At 64.7% G+C, this 19,208-nt stretch carries 16 protein-coding genes; 4 read left to right on the forward strand and 12 right to left on the reverse strand.

Translation table 11 applies throughout. The features are described 5' to 3' along the window. Positions 1-39: 39 nt before the first annotated feature. The 10 genes from AC1RQK_RS16020 to AC1RQK_RS16065 form a co-directional block, all read right to left on the reverse strand. Entirely contained in the window at positions 40-636 is a 597-nt protein-coding gene (locus AC1RQK_RS16020) for a PqiC family protein (protein WP_492809814.1), read from the reverse strand. Next, positions 636-2,264 carry a PqiB family protein gene (locus tag AC1RQK_RS16025; protein WP_492809816.1) on the reverse strand — a complete coding sequence of 543 codons (1,629 nt, stop codon included), beginning with the start codon at positions 2,262-2,264 and terminating at the stop codon, positions 636-638. The genes AC1RQK_RS16020 and AC1RQK_RS16025 overlap by 1 nt, the downstream gene beginning before the upstream one ends. After that, positions 2,257-3,519 carry a paraquat-inducible protein A gene (locus AC1RQK_RS16030; RefSeq protein WP_492809818.1) on the reverse strand — a complete coding sequence of 421 codons (1,263 nt, stop codon included), beginning with the start codon at positions 3,517-3,519 and terminating at the stop codon, positions 2,257-2,259. Before AC1RQK_RS16030 ends, AC1RQK_RS16025 begins: the two co-directional genes overlap by 8 nt. Continuing rightward, positions 3,516-4,994 (reverse strand): efflux transporter outer membrane subunit, encoded by a 1,479-nt coding sequence (locus tag AC1RQK_RS16035; protein ID WP_492809820.1) that lies wholly within the window; start codon positions 4,992-4,994, stop codon positions 3,516-3,518. The genes AC1RQK_RS16030 and AC1RQK_RS16035 overlap by 4 nt, the downstream gene beginning before the upstream one ends. 1 nt (position 4,995) lies before the next feature. Further along, positions 4,996-8,232, reverse strand: a complete 3,237-nt coding sequence (locus AC1RQK_RS16040; RefSeq protein WP_492809822.1) for an efflux RND transporter permease subunit — start codon at positions 8,230-8,232, stop codon at positions 4,996-4,998. 13 nt (positions 8,233-8,245) lie between these two features. Next, positions 8,246-9,499, reverse strand: coding sequence for an efflux RND transporter periplasmic adaptor subunit (locus AC1RQK_RS16045; RefSeq protein ID WP_492809824.1), 1,254 nt, complete (start codon positions 9,497-9,499; stop codon positions 8,246-8,248). A gap of 49 nt (positions 9,500-9,548) precedes the next feature. Then, on the reverse strand, positions 9,549-10,022 hold the full coding sequence (locus tag AC1RQK_RS16050; protein ID WP_492374115.1) for a glycine zipper domain-containing protein: 474 nt from the start codon (positions 10,020-10,022) through the stop codon (positions 9,549-9,551). 14 nt (positions 10,023-10,036) lie between these two features. Then, positions 10,037-10,597 carry a lipid-binding SYLF domain-containing protein gene (locus AC1RQK_RS16055; protein WP_492374114.1) on the reverse strand — a complete coding sequence of 187 codons (561 nt, stop codon included), beginning with the start codon at positions 10,595-10,597 and terminating at the stop codon, positions 10,037-10,039. A 163-nt stretch (positions 10,598-10,760) separates the two neighbouring features. Continuing rightward, a complete protein-coding gene (locus AC1RQK_RS16060) occupies positions 10,761-11,141 on the reverse strand; it encodes a response regulator transcription factor (protein ID WP_492374113.1) in 381 nt (126 codons plus the stop codon). Positions 11,142-11,303: 162 nt separating this feature from the next. Continuing rightward, on the reverse strand, positions 11,304-11,972 hold the full coding sequence (locus AC1RQK_RS16065) for an ankyrin repeat domain-containing protein (protein ID WP_492374112.1): 669 nt from the start codon (positions 11,970-11,972) through the stop codon (positions 11,304-11,306). 285 nt (positions 11,973-12,257) lie between these two features. Between AC1RQK_RS16065 and AC1RQK_RS16070 the strand changes: the two genes are divergently transcribed. Continuing rightward, positions 12,258-14,006, forward strand: a complete 1,749-nt coding sequence (locus AC1RQK_RS16070) for a pyrroloquinoline quinone-dependent dehydrogenase (protein ID WP_492374111.1) — start codon at positions 12,258-12,260, stop codon at positions 14,004-14,006. Between the two features lie 18 nt (positions 14,007-14,024). Next, a complete protein-coding gene (locus tag AC1RQK_RS16075; RefSeq protein WP_492374110.1) occupies positions 14,025-14,642 on the forward strand; it encodes a c-type cytochrome in 618 nt (205 codons plus the stop codon). Positions 14,643-14,992: 350 nt separating this feature from the next. On the opposite strand, the gene AC1RQK_RS16080 is transcribed toward AC1RQK_RS16075, so the two are convergent. Both AC1RQK_RS16080 and uraH read right to left on the reverse strand, forming a co-directional pair. Then, positions 14,993-16,198, reverse strand: a complete 1,206-nt coding sequence (locus tag AC1RQK_RS16080) for a urate hydroxylase PuuD (RefSeq protein WP_174423889.1) — start codon at positions 16,196-16,198, stop codon at positions 14,993-14,995. Positions 16,199-16,229: 31 nt separating this feature from the next. Further along, positions 16,230-16,583 (reverse strand): hydroxyisourate hydrolase, encoded by a 354-nt coding sequence (gene uraH / locus AC1RQK_RS16085; RefSeq protein WP_043344662.1) that lies wholly within the window; start codon positions 16,581-16,583, stop codon positions 16,230-16,232. Between the two features lie 313 nt (positions 16,584-16,896). Here uraH and AC1RQK_RS16090 point away from each other — a divergent pair, with 313 nt between their 5' ends. Together AC1RQK_RS16090 and AC1RQK_RS16095 are read left to right on the forward strand one after the other, a co-directional pair. Next, complete coding sequence (locus AC1RQK_RS16090) at positions 16,897-17,640, forward strand: GntR family transcriptional regulator (protein ID WP_174423888.1); 744 nt, start codon at positions 16,897-16,899, stop codon at positions 17,638-17,640. A gap of 150 nt (positions 17,641-17,790) precedes the next feature. After that, the gene (locus tag AC1RQK_RS16095; protein WP_492809829.1) at positions 17,791-19,197 is read left to right on the forward strand and encodes a nucleobase:cation symporter-2 family protein; all 1,407 of its coding nucleotides are present in this window, start codon (positions 17,791-17,793) and stop codon (positions 19,195-19,197) included. The last annotated feature ends 11 nt before the right edge of the window (positions 19,198-19,208 follow it).

Below are 19,208 nucleotides of genomic sequence, written 5' to 3' on the forward strand. Positions count from 1 at the left end.
GGCTCAAGCGCCAGCCTCCACCCCAGCCGCGCTGCGCCGTCACTGTGAACGTGCCGTGCGTGCCGCACGTATCGCGCCAGCAATGTCGCGGCTGACAGCCGCCAGCGCCCGGCTGTGCGCGTCGACGAGGGCGTCATACCCTGCGGCGCCGGCGGGCTCCCGCTCGTCGCTGCGCCCGCTCACCAGTGGCCCCTGCTTTGGCGGCCGTACGGACCACACTACCGAGATGACGGCCGCATCGCCGGGGGTCGAGTCGAACCTCTGGACGTCGACAGACACCAGGTATGCCGTCCCCGGATCGGCCCACTGCGGATAGCTGGACACCAGCGCTCCCGGGAAGAACTGGGCCAGGTCTGCGCCGAGCACGGCCGGGATCTGCCGCTTCAGCGGCTCCGCCCAGCGGGCGAACTCGTCAAGCCTGACCTGGGTCGCACTAACGCGCAGTACCAGTTGCGGACGGTCGACCATCTCCGGCACCGCCACAGGCCCGATCGCGATGGCCACGGGGACATCGGCGTCCGCGCGTTCCTGCGCCCGCGCGGGTGTCAACGTATAGTAGGTTGACCGAGGCGAGCTCGCGCAACCGCCAAGCACCGCCAACCCAAGTGCCGCGGCCATTAAACGAATGGGGCGCATCACTTTTTGTCCTCCGTCTTGCCGCGAAGCAACGCTTCGGGATGGCTCTCGAGGTAGTCCGCAAGCGCCCTGAGCGATGCCGCCGTGCGCGACAGCTCGCGCATTGTCTCCGCCGTGCTTTGCGTCAGCGCGGAGTCGGGCGCGAGCGCGTTGTTGGCTGACTCTAGCGCCGCGCGCGCGGAGACCATGGCGGCGCGCGCCTCCGGAGCCACGTCGGCGTTGAGTGTCTTGAGCAGCCCATCCGCTTGCTGCAGGGATTTGCGCAGATCATTGCCAATGCCCTCGAGCGGCACCTTGTTGAGCTTGGCAATCAGCGCCGTCACCGAGTCCTGGAGCGATTGCAGGCCACCGGGCACGGTCGGCAACTCGGGCGGCTTGGCATCCCAGTCCATCTTGGCCTTGGGCGCCGCCGGGAAGAAATCCAATGCAACGTAGAGTTGCCCGGTGAGCAGGTTGCCGGTTCTCAACTGGCCGCGCAGACCATGCTCGATCAGGAACTGCGCCAGCTTATGAGGCTCGTCCGTCAGCCTGCCTCCCTTCGTGCCCGACTCATAGCGGGAGGTGAAGCGCTCCGGATAGATTCGTATCTCGACCGGAATGCTGAACTCTTTCTTCTCCCGGTCGAAGCGCGTGTAGATCCCCGTTACCTCCCCCACCACGATGCCGCGGAAGTCGACTGGCGCACCGACCGCCAGCCCTCGCACCGACTCCTTGAAGATCAGCACGTAGGTATCGGCAAACCTGTCATGACGCTTCATCGCCTCCGCGCGGTCGTGGAACAGACCGAATTCCGTGTTGGCCTCGGCCGGCGGGCCGTCCGCCGAATCCTGAGGCGATTGAAACGCAACGCCGCCGATCAGAATCGCGACCATCGATTGCGTATTGACCTTCACGCCACTCGTGTCGAGCGACACATCGATGCCACTGGCATGCCAGAAGCGCGTGTCGGCCCGCACATACTTGTCGTAGGGTGCATTGATGAAGACGCGCAGCGTGACCCCATTGCCATCCGCGTCGAGGGTGTAAGCCGTAATCTGGCCGACCTGCAGGCGCCTGAAGAAAACAGGCGTGCCCACATCGAGCGAGCCCATGTCCTCGCTCTTGAGCACGAACTCCCGCCCGGGGACGTCCTTAGCGACGGCGGGAGGGTTCTCAAGGCCGACGAAGTCACGCCGCGCCTTGGCCTGCGTGCCGACATCCGTGCCGATGAACGAGCCGGACAGCAGCGTACCGAGGCCGGACACGGTGCCACCGGAAACGCGCGGCCGCACCACCCAGAAGCGAGTGTCGTCGACCAGCAAGGAGGTGGCGTCCTTGGCCAGTTCGGCCCTCGCAACCACACCGCCGTGGTCCTTGGACAGCGCGACGCTCTTGACCACGCCGATGTCCACGTCCTTGTACTTGATCTTGGTCTTGCCTGCCTCGATCCCCTCGCCCGTCTTGAAACTGATGGTAATGGTCGGGCCCTTCTGCAAGACAGCCTGCACCGCGAGCCAGCCGCCGATCAACACCGCAACCAGCGGCACCAGCCAGACCAGCTGCAGGCGCCAGCGCGAGCGCGGCTTGACCACCGCCTCGGGGAAATTGGGCGAGCCCGGCTCGTCGCGCCGTTCGGGCGGCTCAATCATGATCTTTCTCCGTGGCGTCCCAGATCAAGCGCGGATCGAACGACATCGCGGCGAACATCGTCAGCACAACCACCGCGCCGAACGCCACCGCGGCCGGGCCGGCCTTGATCGTCGCCAGCGCGCTGAACTGCACAAGTGCCACCAGGAGCGTGATGACGTAGATGTCGAGCATCGACCAGCGCCCTACCAGCTCCACCAACCGATAGATGCGCGTCTTCCTCTCAAGCAGCCACGGCGAGTGGAACTGGACCGAGATGACGAGAAACAGCAGCGCGATGATCTTGAGCATCGGCACGGCGATACTGGCAATGAACACGACGGCGGCCAACAGCTTGGCGTCCGAGGTCCAGAGATAGACCACGCCGCTCAGGATCGTGTCCTGCTGCGCGCCAAACAGCGAGCTTGTGTCCATCACGGGCAACGCATTGGCCGGAATGTAAAGGATCATCGCGGCAATCAGGAACGCCCAGGTGCGCGCGATGCTGGCCGGCTTGCGAAAGTGCAGGTGCGCACCGCACCGCGGGCAGCTGCCTTCATGGGCGTGCGGGGGCGGTTTCGACAGCATCCCGCAGCCGTGGCAAACGAGAAGCCCCGCCCGGGCCGCCGTGGCAGCCGACGCGGTAGTCACACCGCCCGCTCCGTGCACGCTCGATGCCGCCTCCATCCGCGCCCACAGGTCGCGAGGATCGAACGCGGCGGTGGCGGCGGCAAGCAAGAGCATCACCCCGCCGAACGCCCACAGCGCGACGCCGGGCACCACGGTAGCGATATGGGCGAGCTTGACCAGCGCCACCAGCATGCCGAGGATCAGGACCTCGGTCATGCCCCACGGCGCCGCCATCTCCAGGATGCGAAACGCTACGTCGGGCCGGCGCGGGAGCCGTTGCAGGCGCAGCGGCAGCAACAGGTACACCATCGCCGCCATCCGCAGCAGCGGCATCATGAGCGTGGTGACGAACACGAGGCCGGCCAGCGGCCACATGCCGTCGCGGTACAGTATCCGGACCGCGCCGAGGAGCGTGCTCTGGACCAGGTCCCCGTTCACCGACAGCCCCACCACCGGGTACGCATTGGCGACGCAGAACAGCACCATTGCCGCGAGCGTGAAGGCAAGCGCGCGATCCACGCTTTCCGGCCGGCTCCGGTAGAGCTCCGCGCCACAGCGGCGGCAACGCGCAATGCCGCCGGGCGGCAGCGCCGCCTCGCGCTGCAACAGGTCGCACTCGTGGCAGGCGATCAGGCGCGCGGTTGTCATGGCCGTGGCTGGCTGGAGCTGGAGACGGACTCCCCTTGCCGTATGGGCGCGCCGCCGTCACCGTACGCCACCGGGGTCATGCGCTCAGCGTCGATCACCCAGCCGCCCCCCATCGCCTTGTATAGCGCAACGCTGGAGGCGAACACCGTTCCCTGCGCCTGCGCATAGCTCAGTTGCGCGTTGAACAGGCTACGCTCGGCGTCCAGCACTTCAATGTAGCTGGTGTATCCGCCCTCGTAGCGCAGCCGCGCGAGCCGCGCGTAGGTTCGCAGCGCCTCGACCTGGCGGCCCTGCACGACGAGCCTCTCGCGCGTCTTCTGCAGCGACACCAGCGCGTCCTCGACCTCCTGGAACGCGACCTGAATCGCCTTTTGATAGGCGAACAGCGCTTGTTGCTGCTGCGCCTCGGCCTGCCTGACCTGTCCGCCGATATTACCCGCGGTGAAGATCGGCACCGTCACCGCGCCGGCGTATGACCACAGCCGGGCCGGGCCGGTGAAGAGCGACGAGAACTGGCCGCTTGCCGTGCCGAACACGCCGGTCAGCGAGATCGACGGGAAGTAGAGCGCGCGCGCCGCGCCGATCAGTGCGTTGGCGGCGATCAGGTCCTGCTCGGCCTGGCGCAGGTCCGGGCGGCGCGTGAGCAATTCGGATGGCAGGCCAGCCGGCACCATGGGCAAGGCCAGGTCGTCCAGTCCCCGGCCACGCAGGATCGGCTGGGGATTCTGCCCCAGCAGGATCGACAGTGCGTCCTCCTGTTGCGCGATCTGGAGTTCGATCTGCGGGATGGTCGCGAGCGAGGACTCGTACTCCGACTGGCTCTGCGCCAGCTCCATCTGCGACACCTCCCCGCCGCTATAGCGCAGCTGGAAGACGTGCACGGAATCTGCCCGGCTGGCCACGGTTGCCTTGGCAATTTCCATTTGCCGGTCCAGCGACAGCAGGTTCACATACGACGACGCAACGGCAGCCACCAGCGTCAGGATGGTCGCACGCCGGCCCTCCTCGCTCGCCAGCAAGCTCGCGCGCGCGGATTCCGTCTGGCGGCGCACCTTGCCGAAGACATCGAGCTCCCACGAGGCCGAGAGTGTCGCCTGGTACTGGTTGATGACCGGCCCGACACCGGGCGGCAATAGCGCGGAGCCGACCGGCACGCGCTCGCGCTGTGCGTTGGCGAGCGCCGAGACTTGCGGGAACAGCTGCGAGCGAGTGCTCTGGAACTGCCCGAGGAACTGGTCGACGCGCGCCGCTGCAATCTTCACGTCCTTGTTCTCGGCCAGCGCTATCGTAATCAGGTCGTTGAGCACGGGATCCTGGAACTGTACCCACCACGTCGTATTGACGACATCCTTGGCTTCGGCCTCGGCAAAGCGGAAGGCAGGTGGCGCGTCAACGGCCGGGCGCTGGTAATTCGGCCCGAGCAGGCAGCCGCCGAGCGTCAGCAAGGCGATAAGCGAAAGCGCCGAAGTTCGCATGTCATTCGCCCTCGTGCCTGGCAGACGGCGTAGCCGCCGGAGCACCCGGGCCCGCGCCGGTGGGGCCCGACGGCGGCTCGCCGGGCGCACCGCCCTGCGGGCCCGGGGTCTTCTTGCCCCCGCCGGAGCGCTCCGACATCGACTCCAGCGCGTAGTAGAACATCGGGATGAAGAACACCGCGATCGCCGTCGCGCCGAGCATGCCGCCGATGACGCCGGTGCCGATCGAGTGCCGGCTGTTGGCCGACGCGCCGAGCGCAATGGCCAGCGGCACGCAGCCGAGGATGAAGGCCAGCGAGGTCATCACGATCGGGCGCAGCCGCTCGGCCGCCGCCGTGACGGCGGAATCGTAGACCGACGCCCCCGCCTCGCGGTTGAGCACCGCGAACTCAAAGATCAGGATGGCGTTCTTGGCGGCCAGCGCGACCAGCATCGTCAGGCCGATCTGAAAATAGACATCGTTCTCGAGGCCGCGCAGCAAGATGGCCAGCAACGCGCCAAACAGTGCGAACGGCACCGCCATCAGCACACCGACCGGCAAGCTCCACTTCTCATATTGCGCGGCGAGGATCAGGAACACCATGATCAGGCCGAACACGAACACCAGCCCCGAAGTACCGCCAGCCTGCCTGGCTTCATAGGCTTCGCCGCTCCACCCCACGCCGTAGTCGGGCGGCATCACCTCGTCAGCCACCGATTCCAGCGTGGACAGAACCTGTCCGGAGCTGTAGCCCGGTGCGGCGTTAGCGGTAATCTTGACCGCCGGGAAGTTATTGAAGCGCGTCACCAGGTCCGGACCGGTGACGAACCTGGTGCTCATCACGGCCTTGAGCGGGACCATGCTGTTGGTCTTGCTGCGCACGAAGATCTGATCCAGATCCCCGGGCTTGAGCCGGTACGAGGGCTCGGCTTGCAGGATGACCTGCCACAGCCGGCTCGAGCGGTTGAACTGCGACACGTACAGCGAGCCGAACATGGTCTGCATGGCGCTGTACACCTCCTCGATCGGCACGCCCAGGGTCTCCGCCTTGTCGCGGTCCACGCTGACCAGCAGTTGCTGGGACGCCGCATTGAAGGTCGAGGTGACGCGAGCGAGTTCCGGCCGCTGCTTCGCCTTGGCCATGAAGTCGTTCACCACGCCTGCGAGTTGGGGAATGCTGGCATCCCCCTTGCTCTGGATCCACATCTCGGTGCCGCCAGTCGTGCCGAGCCCCGGGATCGACGGCGGATTGACCGGCAGGATGATCCCCTCCTTGACCTGGGACAGGTTCTCGTACGCGCCGATCAGCACGGCACGGGCGTTCTGCGTCTTGATGTTGGCAAATTTATAGCGCTCGTCGAAACTCTTGAAGCCGATAAAGAAGGCTCCCGCGTTGTTCTTGTTCTGGCTATCCAGCAAGCTGAAGCCATCGACCACCGTGACGCTGCTCACGGCCGGCTGCTTCATGAAGTAGTCGGTGACGTGCTGGGACACGGCCCCGGTGCGATCCAGGCTCGCCGCGTCCGGCATGATCACCGCGCCGAGCAAATAGCCCTGGTCCTCCGGCGGCAGGAACGAGGTCGGGATCGAGCGCATCATGAACACCGCAAGCACGATCATGCCGGCGAACAGCAGCAGCGCCACCACGAAGCGCTTGATGATCAGCTTCACCATGCGCGTATAGCCAGCGGTCATCCGCGCAAAGGCATTTTCGAACCACTTGAAGAAGCCTTTCTTTTCGTGGTGCCCGGGCTTGAGCAACAATGCCGCCAGCGCCGGCGACAGCGTGAGCGCGACCAGTCCGGAGAACACCACCGAGATCGCAATGGTGATGGCGAACTGCTTGTACAGCTGCCCGGTGATGCCGCCAAGGAAGGCAACCGGCACGAACACCGCGCACATGACCAGCACGATCGCCACCACCGGCCCCGAGACCTCGTCCATGGCCCGTTTGGCGGCGTCCTTCGGGCGCAGCTTGTGGACGTTCATGTTTCGCTCGACGTTCTCGATCACGACAATGGCATCGTCCACCACGATGCCGATGGCCAGCACCATGCCGAACAGCGTCAGCATGTTGATCGAGAATCCGAGCATGAGCATGCCCATGAAGGTGCCGACGATCGACACCGGCACCGCCAGCACCGGGATCAACGTGGCGCGCAGGCTCTGCAGGAAAACAAAGACCACGATCACGACCAGCACGAGGGCTTCGAAGAACGTATGGATAACGTCCGAGATCGACGCGCGAGTGAACTCGGTCGTGTCCATCGCGATGCTGTACTCAAGGCCTTCGGGAAACGATTTCTTCATCTCCGCCAGCGTCTTGCGTACCTGGCTGGACACATCGAGCGCATTGGCGCCCGGCTGCTGGTAGACGGCGATGACCGTTGCCGGTTTGCCCTGGAACTTGCTGCGGATCGAGTAGTCCTTGCGGCCGAGTTCGGCACGGCCGATGTCCTTGAGGCGCACGATCGCCGCCTCGCCGTTTGCCGCGCGCAGGATGATGTTCTCGAACTCGGCCGGATCGCTCAGGCGGCCAGTGGTGGTGACGGCAAAGGATTGCTCCACCGCCGCGCCGGTTGGCGACTGGCCGATGCTGCCGACCGCGAACTGCTGGTTCTGGTTGGCGACGGCCTTCTGCACGTCGGAGGCCGTGATGCCGAGCTGCGCCATGCGGTCAGGCTTGAGCCAGATGCGCATGGCGTAGTCGGGGTTGCCGAAGATGCTGGACTGGTTCGCTCCGGGCACGCGCTTGAGCCCATCGAGCACGTAGATGTTGGCGTAGTTGGCGATGTAGGTCGAATCGTAGCGATCGGTGGGCGAATAGATGGCGATGACCATCATGAACGCCGAAGATTTCTTCTGCACCTGAATGCCCTGCGCCTGCACCGACGACGGCAGTTGCGGCAGCGCCAGGTTCACGCGGTTCTGCACATCGACCTGTGCCAGCTCCGGATTGGTGCCGATCTGGAAGAAGACATTGAGCGTGAAGTTGCCGGTCGATGAACTCGACGAGTTCATGTAGATCATGTTGTCCGCGCCGTTGACCTGCTGCTCGATCGGCGCGGCGACATTATTGGCAACCACGTCGCCGGTGGCGCCTGGGTATGTCGCCGAAATCGTGATCTGCGGTGGCGTGATGTCGGGATACTGCGCGATGGGCAGGCTTAGCATCGCCAGCGCGCCGCCAAGCGTGATCACGATCGAGATGACCGACGCAAAGATCGGCCGTTCGATGCAGAAGTGGGAGATGTTCATGTGGCCTGCCCGGTCAGTTCGTTGCGCCAGGGGCAGACTGGCGCTGCGAGAGGCTCTGCTCTTCGCTGCGCGGTTCAGCGGCGGCACTCTTGGCCGGCGCCTGGGTTATCTTCAGCGGCGTGTCGGCAACCACGCGAATGGCGCCGTCGACGACGATCCGCTCTCCGGGCTTCAGGCCCTCGGTGATGAACCAGTCATCGCCGTGCCACTCTCCGACTTCGACCACCCGCTGATGGCCTTTCGCATCCTTGTCGACGGTCCAGACGAAATGGCTCTTCGATCCCTGCAATACCGCGCGGCGCGGCACCAGGACCGCATTCGGGCGCACCGCGCCCGAAACCCGCGCGCGCACGAACTGTCCGGGGCGCAGGGTGCCTTGCGGGTTGGCGAACGAGGCCCGCACGAGGAAGGTGCCGGTCTGTGTGTTGAACGCGGGGTTGGTGAAGTTGATATGCCCGCGAGCCGGGAACACGCTGCCGTCGGCAAGCACGACAGCCACCTCGAAATCGTTGTTCGCCGGAAACCGCAACTGGCCTTTCTCCACCTGGCCCCGGTATGTCAGCAACTCATTCTCGGAAATGCTGAAGTTCACCCACATGGGGTCAAGCTGGTAGATGTAGGTCAGCAAGCCCGTTGCCGCCGCGGTCACGTAGCTGCCGTCCTGCTGCCGCGCAAAGCTCGACAAGCCGGTGAGCGGGGACTTGATCGTGGTGTAGCTCAGGTTAAGCTCGGCGGTCCGGACCTGGCCCTTGGCCGCGATCACGGCGGCCTCCGCCTCCTTCTCGTTGCCCGTTGCGTTGTCAAGATCCTTCCGGCTGAGGGCGTTCTGAGCGGCAAGCGGAATCACGCGGGCAAGATTGGCCTTGGTCACGGTGAGCCTGGCCTCCTGCTGTGCAAGCTGGCCCTTGGCCGACTGCAGCACCGCTTCGAATGGCGCGGCGTCCATCATGAAGAGCACCTGCCCGGCATGCACCAGTTGCCCCTCGGTATAGACGCGCTTTTCCAGGAAGCCGTCGACGCGAGCGCGAATCTCGACCTCGCGCGAGCTTTGCGTCTGGGCGGTAAATTCGAAGTCGACCGGCGTGTCGCGCTGCGACACGGTCATGACCGTCACCTCGGTGGTCGCGCGCGGCAACTCGTTCGCCGGTTTGTGGCAAGCGGCAAGCAGCAACAACGCTGCACCGGCAAACGCGAACCGCAACCAGGCGCGGCTGCGCACGCGCCCGACGGCTGCAATCCGCAGAGGTGAAATCAGTTTCGTTGCCATGTCTGGATCCCCAGCTGACCGCGCCTTTCTTCTACATCTGCTGCGTTCTCTACTGAACGGTGTATCCGCGACCGGTCATGCACGCCCCCACCGCCCGATTGAATGTCGCCATTTCCTGGGAGACCTGTTGCTGCCCCGCCTGCTGCTGCTCGGCCGCGGCCTCGTTCTTGCGGCGCTGGCGCACGCCGCCGGCCGCTGTGCCGGTGACCGCGCCGATCGCGGCGCCCTTGCCTGCATCGCCGGCAATCGCGCCAATCGCCGCACCGGCCGCTGCGCCACCGGCCGCGCCCCTGAGGCGTCCGCCTTGCTGTGGCGGCGCTGCAGGCTGGCCGGCTCTCTGCGCGATGGCGACCGGATCCACGCCCGTGGTCTGCTTGGCCCACTGCTGGCACGCGGCGGTGTCCGAACTCTGCTTCTGCGGGCTCTGCCCCTTGGCGGGATAGATGATGGGTTGCTGCGCGCCGGCGGCTAACGCCAGCGCGCACACCATCAGGCCAATTACGATTCGCAGCGTGCGTTGCATGGTCGTCTGCCAGGTCAGCGGCTGAGCTTGGTGATCTTCTGGCCTTGCACGCCCAGGCCGGCCATCAGCCCCTGCTGCCCGTAGATGAAAGCGTAGACGTCCGAACTCAGCGTGGTGGTGGTCAGGGATTTTCCCATGCCTTCATCGACCACCACAACGCTCGGCCCGACACCGACCGACAACCCGTTACGATCGTTGAGATCGGTGAGAGCCGAGTCGGTCATGAAGAACATGGCCTCCGAAAAGGTCTGGGCACCTGCCTGCAGGCCATACGAAACCGCCGAGGCGTTGTAGTAGCCCAGCACCGTGCCATCCGGGCCAAACATCACCCCGTTGCCACCTTGCGCGCCCACGATAAGGCCCGCTTTCATGATGTCGGGGAAGACAAGAACCCCCTTGGACCGGGCCAGGAGATCCTTGGTCTTGGGATTCGTATCATTGAGCTTTTGCAGTGCACCGCGCGCACTAGCTTCGAGCTGTGGATTGTTCCCTACGGTTGAAGTCTGCTGGGTAGAGCAGGCCACCGCGACCAGCAACAGGGGAATCGCGAGGATGAACCGAAGGGTCTTGATCATGATGCGTGCTCCAAGCATGAGAATTAACGACACTGACGACGCTGTGTAAAGCGCAGGCCCACCGAGCATTCTTCCGGGGTCTGATCCATAGTGATATCCGAGACCGGCTAAAACAATGGGACCTTGGTCCAATAGCCGCTAGACCGCCGCGGTGGCTGCCGCACTACGGAGGTGGATGGATGGCCGCACGCACGACCCGGATGAGAATCTCGTCGTCGAACGGCTTGCGCAGATAGGCCGCCGCGCCAGCGGCCAAGGCCCGCTCGCGAGTGCCGATCTCGTCGTGTGCCGTGATGAAGATCACGGGAATGCCGCTGCCCGCAAGCCGGCGTTGCACCTCAAGCCCGTTCAGGCCCGGCATCTGGATATCGAGCACGATGCAGTCCGGACGATATGCCGGTATGGAATCGAACATGTCCAGGAACTCGTCACCGCTCTTGAACGTGTCCGCTGACAGGCCGACAGAGCGCAGGAGCCGTTTGATGGCACGGCGCACCGATTCGTCGTCATCCACCACTGCGACGAACGGCTTGACTTTGCTCATGGCGACATTCCCCACACAGGCAGCGCAGCACCCAGCCTGATTCGACGCTAGGTTGAGCGTATGACAGTTGCCTGACTGCAGATATGGGACTTTGGTCTAACAGGCGGGGGAGAGGGGGAGACGCCGCAACAGCGTGTACCGTGGCGGCCGCAATCCGGGTCTTCAATGCTGCGCGCTCAACAAGCCGGCCACGGTCTTCGCGCCAGCCTGATCGGCGATCTCCCGCGCGGTCAGCCCGCGGTTGTCGCGCAGCTCGGGCCGGGCGCCTCTGGACAGCAGCAGGCGCACCGTATCGACCTTGTCGTAGCCGGCCGCCCACATCAGCGCGGTGAGCCCGTTGGCGTAGAGGGTGTTGACGTCCACGCCAGCGTCCAGCAGTTGCCGCACCACGCCGGCATGACCCTCGCCGGCCGCGTAGATCATGGCGGTCTTGTCGACGCGATCCGTGGCGGCCAGCTCCGCATGGCGCGCCAGCAGCATCGCCACAATCTCATCAAAGCCGCCGAAGGCCGCGGCCATCAGCGGCGTCACGCCCTGCACGTTGGCCTGGCTGACGTCGGCGCCATGCTCGACCAGCGTGCGCGCCATCTCGGTCAGCCCGCGTTTGGCCGCGGTGAGCAGCGGCGTATCGCCGATGCGGTTGCGCGCATTCACCGCCGCGCCCTGCTGCAGCGCCGCGCTCACCGCCGCCGCGTCGCCGGCCCGGGCGGCCGCGAGCAGGCGGGCATTGAGGCTGATGTCGTCATCGGCCCTGGCCGGCAGGCACAGCGTTCCGATGCCGCATAGCAACGCAGCGGCAAGCCGCGCGCGCCACCCAGTGCGTCCGTTCATGTCCGTCCCCCGCCGCTGCCGTTGACTACGTTGCCAGCCTTATCGCGACATCGTTGCTGGCTAGGTGTGGAGCTAAGTGTGGAGGTTAGGACGCGCAATTTCAAGGAGCGTCCACAGGCATGCTGCAGTGCGGCGAACACCAGTTTGACGCGCGCCGCGATGCGGGTTGTTTTGCCTGCACTCTTGCCTATACTGCTTGTGACCCGGGCCGCCACAGTGTGCGACAAGCACGCCCTTTCGCCCTGGGAAAGCCGGGGCACGAAGAATTCAAAAAAGGAGCTTCCCATGCTCTCATCCCGCAGCCATGCCCGGGTGACCCTCCCCTTGCTGTTGCTTGCACTGGCCGCCGCGGCCGCCGCGCTCATTCCCGCAGCCTTCGGCGCGGACGAAATCCAGGGCGGCGCGACCACCCCGGGCGCGGCCATGACCCGGCCCCTCCCGCCGGTGACGCAGGCACAGCTCGACGCGGCCGGCAGCAACGCTAACGACTGGGTGCATTCGAATGGCTCCTACGTGCAGACGCGCTACTACCCGGGCAGCCAGATCAACACCAAGAATGTGGCAAAGCTGAAACCCGCGTTCCTGTTCCAGACCGCCGTGCTCGAGTCCATGGAGACCGCGCCGATCGTGGTCAACGGCGTGATGTTCCTGACCACGTCCTATAACCACGTCTATGCGATCGATGCCGTGACCGGCAAGGAGTTCTGGCACTACAAGCACAAGATGGGGCCGATCACGACCTTCTGCTGCGGCCCGAACAACCGCGGCGTGGCAGTCAGCGCAGACCGCCTCTTCATGGGCACGCTCGACGCCAAGCTGGTCGCGCTGGACGCCAAGACCGGCAAGCTGCTGTGGGAAACGCAGATCGCCGATCCCGAACTGGGCTACTCGGAAACCATGGCGCCGGTGGTGGTGGACGACAAGATCCTGATCGGCACCAATGGCGGCGAGTACGGCATCCGTGGCTTCCTCAAGGCGTATAGCGCCACCGACGGCAAGCTGCTGTGGACCTTCTACACCATCCCCGAAAAGGGCCATGAAGGCGTGTGGGCCACCAAGGATGCCACCGGGCGCGACATGAAGCGCGACATCGCGGCCGAGAAGAAACAGCTCGCGGACAAGGGCGGCGATTTCTACAAGGCGCTCGGCGGCGGCGTGTGGATGCCGCCGGCGATCGACCGCAAGAACAAGATGGCGATCTTCGTGGTCGGCAATCCGTCGCCCGACCTGTATGGCGCCATCCGCCCCGGAGACAACCTCTATACAGATTCGATGGTCGCGGTGGACCTGGATACCGGTGCCTACAAATGGCACTCGCAGTACATCGCCCATGACGTATGGGACCTGGACGCCGCCAGCCCGCCGATCCTGGTCGACGTGCGCGACAAGAACGGCCAGATGATTCCCGGCGTGATCCACGGCGGCAAGACCGGCCACGTCTATGTGCATGACCGCCGCGACGGCCGGCTTATCCGCTTCTCGCAAGCCATGATCCCGCAGGAAGACATGTGGACCCTGCCCACGGCCAATGGCGCACGCATGCTGCCGGGCGCCAATGGCGGCGTGGAATGGTCGCCGATGGCCTTCAACCCGAAGACGCGGATGGCCTATGCCGCCAACCTGCACCAGCCGATGACTTACCAGGTGGAAGCCTCGCCCTACCCGGGCGGCAAGCTCTGGCTGGGCGGCGCCTTCAAGACCATCCCTGCGGAGGCGCAGTGGGGCAAGCTCTCCGCGGTGAACATCGATACCGGCAAGGTGGTGTGGGACTACAAGACCGACCAGCCGCTGATCGGCGGCGTGCTCGCGACAGCCGGCGGGCTGGTCTTCAATGGTGAAGGCAACGGCCTGTTCCGCGCCTTCGACGCCGCCACCGGCAAGAAGCTGTGGGAGTACCAGTGCGGCGCGGGCGTGAATGCGCCAGCGGTGTCCTACATGGTCGGCGGCAAGCAGTACATCGCGGTGGCGGCCGGCGGCAATACGCAACTGGACTTCAAGCGCGGCAACAGCGTGCTGGTGTTCGCGGTGCAGTAGGGCAATAGGGCAATAGGGATGCGTATCCTGTCCTATCTGGCCCGGCCCCGGCGGTTAGCGCTGCCGGGGCCGGCGCTTCTGGCGGGCCTGCTGCTGGCAGCCGTCGCCAGCAGCGCGCACGCCGATCCCGACGCCGGCAGGCGCAAGGCCGAATCGTGCGTCGCCTGCCATGGCCCGATGGGCAACGCCAGCAATCCACTCTATCCGGTGCTGGCCGGCCAAACCGCACGCTACATCTACCTGGAACTGAAGGATTTCAAGGAAGGCCGTCGCAGCGACCCGATGATGACGCCGATGGCGGCGCCGCTGTCGCGCGAGGACATGCTCGACCTGGGCGAGTATTTTGCCGCGCAAAAACCCATCGCCTCGCAGTTCAAGGCCGACGGGCAAAAAGTGGAAGCCGGCAGGAAGAAGGCCGAGGAAGTGCTCTGCACCATGTGCCATCTCGGCGGCTTTACCGGGCAGAATGAAATTCCCCGTGTGGCGGGGCAGCAGTATGCGTATATCGTCAAGCAGCTCGAAGACTTCCGCTCGCGCAAGCGGACTAATGATGCGGGGAGTATGACTAGCGTGGCTCGCGGGCTGTCGGATGCGGATATTCAGAATCTTGCTAGTTATATTGCTAATTTGCAGTAGGGTTTTTGGGAGGCTGGGGGGCCATACGACATCGCCCTTGCGTGGTTGGTCGCTGTTTGTTTGAGCGGCGATGGTTTTTGCACCCAAGAGCCATCGCCGCACAAAGAAACAGCAACCAACCAAGCAAGGGCGATGTCGTACGGCACTTGGGTCCAAAAACCAACGCCGCAAAAAGAAACAGCGACCAACCCCCAATTACCAACTCTCAAATAAAAAAACGGGGCTTGCGCCCCGCTCAAACCCTCGTCGGTCCGGACCTCCGGCCATCAACAACATAGCCACCGGACCGCCGATCACCGATGCTCGGTAACAGGCCCGCCTCTCGGCCGGGCCCGTTGATCTCTATCAAATCAGTTAGTGGTCTTGGCGCCCGCCTCGAACCACTGGCCCAGCAGCGCGCGCTCGTCATCCGTGATCTGCGTGACGTTGCCAAGCGGCATGGCCTTTTGCTGCACCGCCTGCTGGTAGATCATCTGCGCATGCGCCTTGATCTCGTCGGCGGTATCGAGCTTGATACCCTTGGCGGCGCTCGGCATCATCTTTGGCGCCGCGGCGTGGCACTGGATGCAGCGCGAGTTGATGACTTCCTGCACCTGGGTGAAGCTCACCTGCGCGGGAGCTGCACCGTCCTTGCTGGCGACCACCTCACGCGGCACCGGCGCGATCATCACCGCGACCACCGCCAGCACGGCCACGCCGGCAGCCGGCCACGCGACGTTGATCTTGCCCTTGTGCTTGAGGATGAAGAACTGGCGAATCAGCACGCCGGCCAGCATGATCAGCACCAGCACGGCCCAGTTGTACTTGTAGCTGTAGGTCATGCTGTAGTGGTTCGACAGCATGGCGAACAGCACCGGCAGCGTGAAGTACGTGTTGTGCACGCTGCGCTGCTTGGCGTTCTTGCCATGCACCGGATCCACCGGATCGCCCGCGCGCAGCGCGGCAACCACCTTGCGCTGCCCCGGGATGATCCACACCAGCACGTTGGCGCTCATGATGGTCGCGATCATCGCGCCGGTCAGCAGGAAAGCCGCGCGGCCCGAGAACACGTGGCAGGCCACGAACGCGGCCAGCGCCACGTAGATCGCCACCAGGATGCCGACGGTGCGGTCGCTCTTGCCGAACACGCGGCAGATGCAGTCGTACACCACCCAGCCCACGCCAAGATACGACAGCGCAAACCCGATCGCCGCGCCCGGCGACATGTCCATCACGTTCTTGTCGATCAGGAACGTGCTGGCGTTGAACAGGTACAGCACCACCAGCAGGCCGAAGCCGGTCATCCAGGTGGAATACGACTCCCAGTAGAACCAGTGCAGGTTCTCCGGCAGCGTCTTGGGCGCGCTCAGGTATTTCTGCGGGTTGTAGAACCCGCCGCCGTGCACCGCCCACAGTTCGCCGCCCACGCCCTTCTCCTGCAGGTCTGGGTCGTCGGGACGGGTCAGGCTGTTGTCCAGCCAGACGAAATAGAACGAGGAACCGATCCACGCGATCGCCGTGATGACGTGCACCCAGCGCAGCAGCAGATTGGCCCAGTCGAGAATATAGCCTTCCATGTCTTGTCTCCTTTATTGCCCGTTGCCGCGCTTAGCTGCCACGGTAGGTCGAGTACGACCAGGGGGAGACCAGCAGCGGCACGTGGTAATGCGCGCTGGTGTCGGCGATGCCGAAACGCAGCGTCACCACGTCCAGGAAAGCCGGCTCGGGCAGCTTGGTGCCCTGGGTGCGGAAATAATCGCCGGCGCCGAATTCGAGTTCGTACACCCCGACCGCCATGGTGTCGCCATCCAGCAGGGGCTGGTCGCAACGGCCATCGTGGTTGGTGACGACTGTCTTCAGCGTCTCCTTACGATTGTCGACAATTTTATGCAGGGTAATCGACATGCCGGCGCCGGGCGTGCCGGCTGCGGTGTCGAGTACATGTGTGGTCAAGCGTCCCATCCTGTTATTCCTTAGGGCTTTGGGTTGTGAGAGGCGCCGCTGCCTTCACTAGCACCATTTGTGGGAATGGTGCCCGCTCGGTACGTATTTCTAACGCATCCCGGCGCTGGACTGGTGCATGGCGACAATGCTTCGCACCACTCCGGATGGCAACTCAGGAATTACCCTGACTTGTCGAAAACCTAGCTCGGTTTTGTTGACAATATTGCCGTGCTAACCAAATAATTGTCAACAATTTTTGGGGCGCGCCACTCTGCTTCACCCCGCTTACACGGCGCGCTGCTCCCCTCCTCACCGATACGCTGGTGCCAAGATGTCCAAGAGTCTCAAGCTGATCGCCGGTGCCGATGACACCGCCGCCCCGACCGAAATCAAGCCCGCCCGCAAGGGTTCCGTCGAGGAGCGCATGTATCACGAGATCTATGACGCGATCATGGAGCACCGACTGCCCCCGCGCACCAAGCTGACCGAGCACTCGCTGTGCGAAATCTATGCCACCGCGCGCCACACGGTGCGCAAGGTGCTGGCGCACCTTGCCGCCGACGGCATGGTGGACCTGGAGCCCAACCGCGGCGCCTTCATCGCCAGCCCCTCCACCGACGAGGCGCACGACATGTTCGAGCTGCGCCAGATGCTGGAGCGCGCGGTGCTGGAGAAGCTCGCCGGCATGCGCGACGTCAAGCGCGTGATCGCGCCGCTGCGCAAGATGGTGGAGGCCGAGCGCCAGGCCTTCCTCACCAATGAGCGGCCCAAGTGGATCCGCCTGTCGGCCGAGTTCCATACCGCACTGGCCGAGCTTTCGGGCAATGCGCTGCTGGTCACCATGATGCGCCGGCTGGTGTCGCGCACCACGCTGATGATCGCCAGCGTCGAGGCGCCGGGCAATAACGCCTGCTCCTTCGATGAACACGAAGAGATCCTCGACGCACTGGAACAGGGCGATGCCGCCCTGGCCCAGAGCCGTATGGCGCACCACCTCGGCGCATGCGCGGACCGCGTGCAGCCCGATGAACCGGGCAATTTCGATCTTCGCAGCGTGCTGGGTCACTCCACCTAGCAAGTTGTTCCCGTTGCCAACCTGCGGCCAAGGCCCGATTCCTGCTCATGAGAAACGCGTCCCCGACGATGCGCGAAGCCGGAGTCACATACCGAGAGCCACCCCGCCCGGCAACGTTCCCATCAAATCCAAAGGAGAGGAGACACATCCATGACTAGCGCTAGCACCACGGTCCCAACGGACCAAACCAACGAGCGGCTGCCTTCGGGCCGGCTGCTTGCGCTCGGCCTGCAGCACGTGCTGGTGATGTATGCCGGTACCGTCGCGGTGCCGCTGATCATCGGCGGCGCGCTCAAGCTGCCCAAGGACCAGCTCGCCTTCCTGATCAATGCCGACCTGTTCGCGGCGGGCCTGGCCACGCTGATCCAGGCTTTCGGCTTCTGGAAGTTCGGCATCCGCATGCCGGTCATGATGGGAGTGACCTTTGCCTCGGTGGCGCCGATGATCGCCATCGGCTCCGACCCCAATGTGGGCCTGCTGGGCATCTACGGCGCGGTGATTGCCGCGGGGGTATTCGGCATCCTGGTGGCGCCGCTGATGGGACGCATGCTGGGGCTCTTCCCGCCAGTCGTCACCGGCACGGTGATCACGCTGATCGGGGTGTCGCTGATGCGGGTGGGCATCAACTGGGCGGCCGGCGGCCAGCCCACCACCCGTGCCGTGATCGACGGCGTGGTCAAGGATGTGCCAAACCTCGCCTATGGCGACCTGGGCAACCTGGGCATCGCGGCGCTGGTGCTGGTGGCGATCCTGTTGCTGAGCAAGTATGGCCGCGGCCTGATCTCCAACTGCGCGGTGCTGCTTGGCATCGTGATCGGCACCCTGGTGGCGATGGCGCTGGGCAAGGTCTCCTTCGAAGGCCTTAACGACGCCAGCGCGATCGCGCTGATCACGCCGCTGCATTTCGGCATCCCGACCTTCGACCTTCCCGCCATCCTGTCGATGTGCGTGGTGATGCTGATCACGCTGGTGGAATCCACCGGCATGTTCCTCGCGCTGGCCGATATCACCGGCAAGCGCCTGTCCAACGAGGACCTGACCCGCGGCCTGCGTGCCGACGGCCTTGGCACCGTGATTGGCGGCCTGTTCAACACCTTCCCTTACACCTCGTTCTCGCAGAACGTGGGCCTGGTGACGGTGACCGGCGTGCGCTCGCGCTATGTGGCGGTGGCCGGCGGCATCATCCTGATCGGCCTGGGCCTGTTCCCGAAGATGGCGCACATCGTGGCCTCGGTGCCGCAGTTCGTGCTCGGCGGCGCGGGCATCGTGATGTTCGGCATGGTGGCCGCCACGGGCATCCGCATCCTGGGCTCGTGCGATTTCAACCGCAACCGTTTCAACCTGTTCATCGTCGCCATCTCGATCGGCTTCGGCATGATCCCGACGCTGGCGCCGACCTTCTTCCAGTACCTGCCCAAGTGGACCGACCCGTTCACCCACAGCGGCATCGTGCTGGGCACCATCGTGGCAGTCGTGCTCAACGTCTTCTTCAACGGCATCCAGTCGCGTGAAGAAGCCATGCGCAACGCCGCGGCCAACTCGCACGGCACGGAATAAGTCCAGCCGGC

The organism is Cupriavidus sp. GW822-FHT02D05 (assembly GCF_058802485.1).

Excerpts from the sequence above, each read along its gene's own strand:
- AC1RQK_RS16020 (WP_492809814.1), bottom strand. The coding sequence starts at position 636 with ATGCGCCCCATTCGTTTAATGGCCGCGGCACTTGGGTTGGCGGTGCTT.
- AC1RQK_RS16025 (WP_492809816.1), bottom strand. The coding sequence starts at position 2,264 with ATGATTGAGCCGCCCGAACGGCGCGACGAGCCGGGCTCGCCCAATTTC.
- AC1RQK_RS16030 (WP_492809818.1), bottom strand. The coding sequence starts at position 3,519 with ATGACAACCGCGCGCCTGATCGCCTGCCACGAGTGCGACCTGTTGCAG.
- AC1RQK_RS16035 (WP_492809820.1), bottom strand. The coding sequence starts at position 4,994 with ATGCGAACTTCGGCGCTTTCGCTTATCGCCTTGCTGACGCTCGGCGGC.
- AC1RQK_RS16040 (WP_492809822.1), bottom strand. The coding sequence starts at position 8,232 with ATGAACATCTCCCACTTCTGCATCGAACGGCCGATCTTTGCGTCGGTC.
- AC1RQK_RS16045 (WP_492809824.1), bottom strand. The coding sequence starts at position 9,499 with ATGGCAACGAAACTGATTTCACCTCTGCGGATTGCAGCCGTCGGGCGC.
- AC1RQK_RS16050 (WP_492374115.1), bottom strand. The coding sequence starts at position 10,022 with ATGCAACGCACGCTGCGAATCGTAATTGGCCTGATGGTGTGCGCGCTG.
- AC1RQK_RS16055 (WP_492374114.1), bottom strand. The coding sequence starts at position 10,597 with ATGATCAAGACCCTTCGGTTCATCCTCGCGATTCCCCTGTTGCTGGTC.
- AC1RQK_RS16060 (WP_492374113.1), bottom strand. The coding sequence starts at position 11,141 with ATGAGCAAAGTCAAGCCGTTCGTCGCAGTGGTGGATGACGACGAATCG.
- AC1RQK_RS16065 (WP_492374112.1), bottom strand. The coding sequence starts at position 11,972 with ATGAACGGACGCACTGGGTGGCGCGCGCGGCTTGCCGCTGCGTTGCTA.
- AC1RQK_RS16070 (WP_492374111.1), top strand. The coding sequence starts at position 12,258 with ATGCTCTCATCCCGCAGCCATGCCCGGGTGACCCTCCCCTTGCTGTTG.
- AC1RQK_RS16075 (WP_492374110.1), top strand. The coding sequence starts at position 14,025 with ATGCGTATCCTGTCCTATCTGGCCCGGCCCCGGCGGTTAGCGCTGCCG.
- AC1RQK_RS16080 (WP_174423889.1), bottom strand. The coding sequence starts at position 16,198 with ATGGAAGGCTATATTCTCGACTGGGCCAATCTGCTGCTGCGCTGGGTG.
- uraH (WP_043344662.1), bottom strand. The coding sequence starts at position 16,583 with ATGGGACGCTTGACCACACATGTACTCGACACCGCAGCCGGCACGCCC.
- AC1RQK_RS16090 (WP_174423888.1), top strand. The coding sequence starts at position 16,897 with ATGTCCAAGAGTCTCAAGCTGATCGCCGGTGCCGATGACACCGCCGCC.
- AC1RQK_RS16095 (WP_492809829.1), top strand. The coding sequence starts at position 17,791 with ATGACTAGCGCTAGCACCACGGTCCCAACGGACCAAACCAACGAGCGG.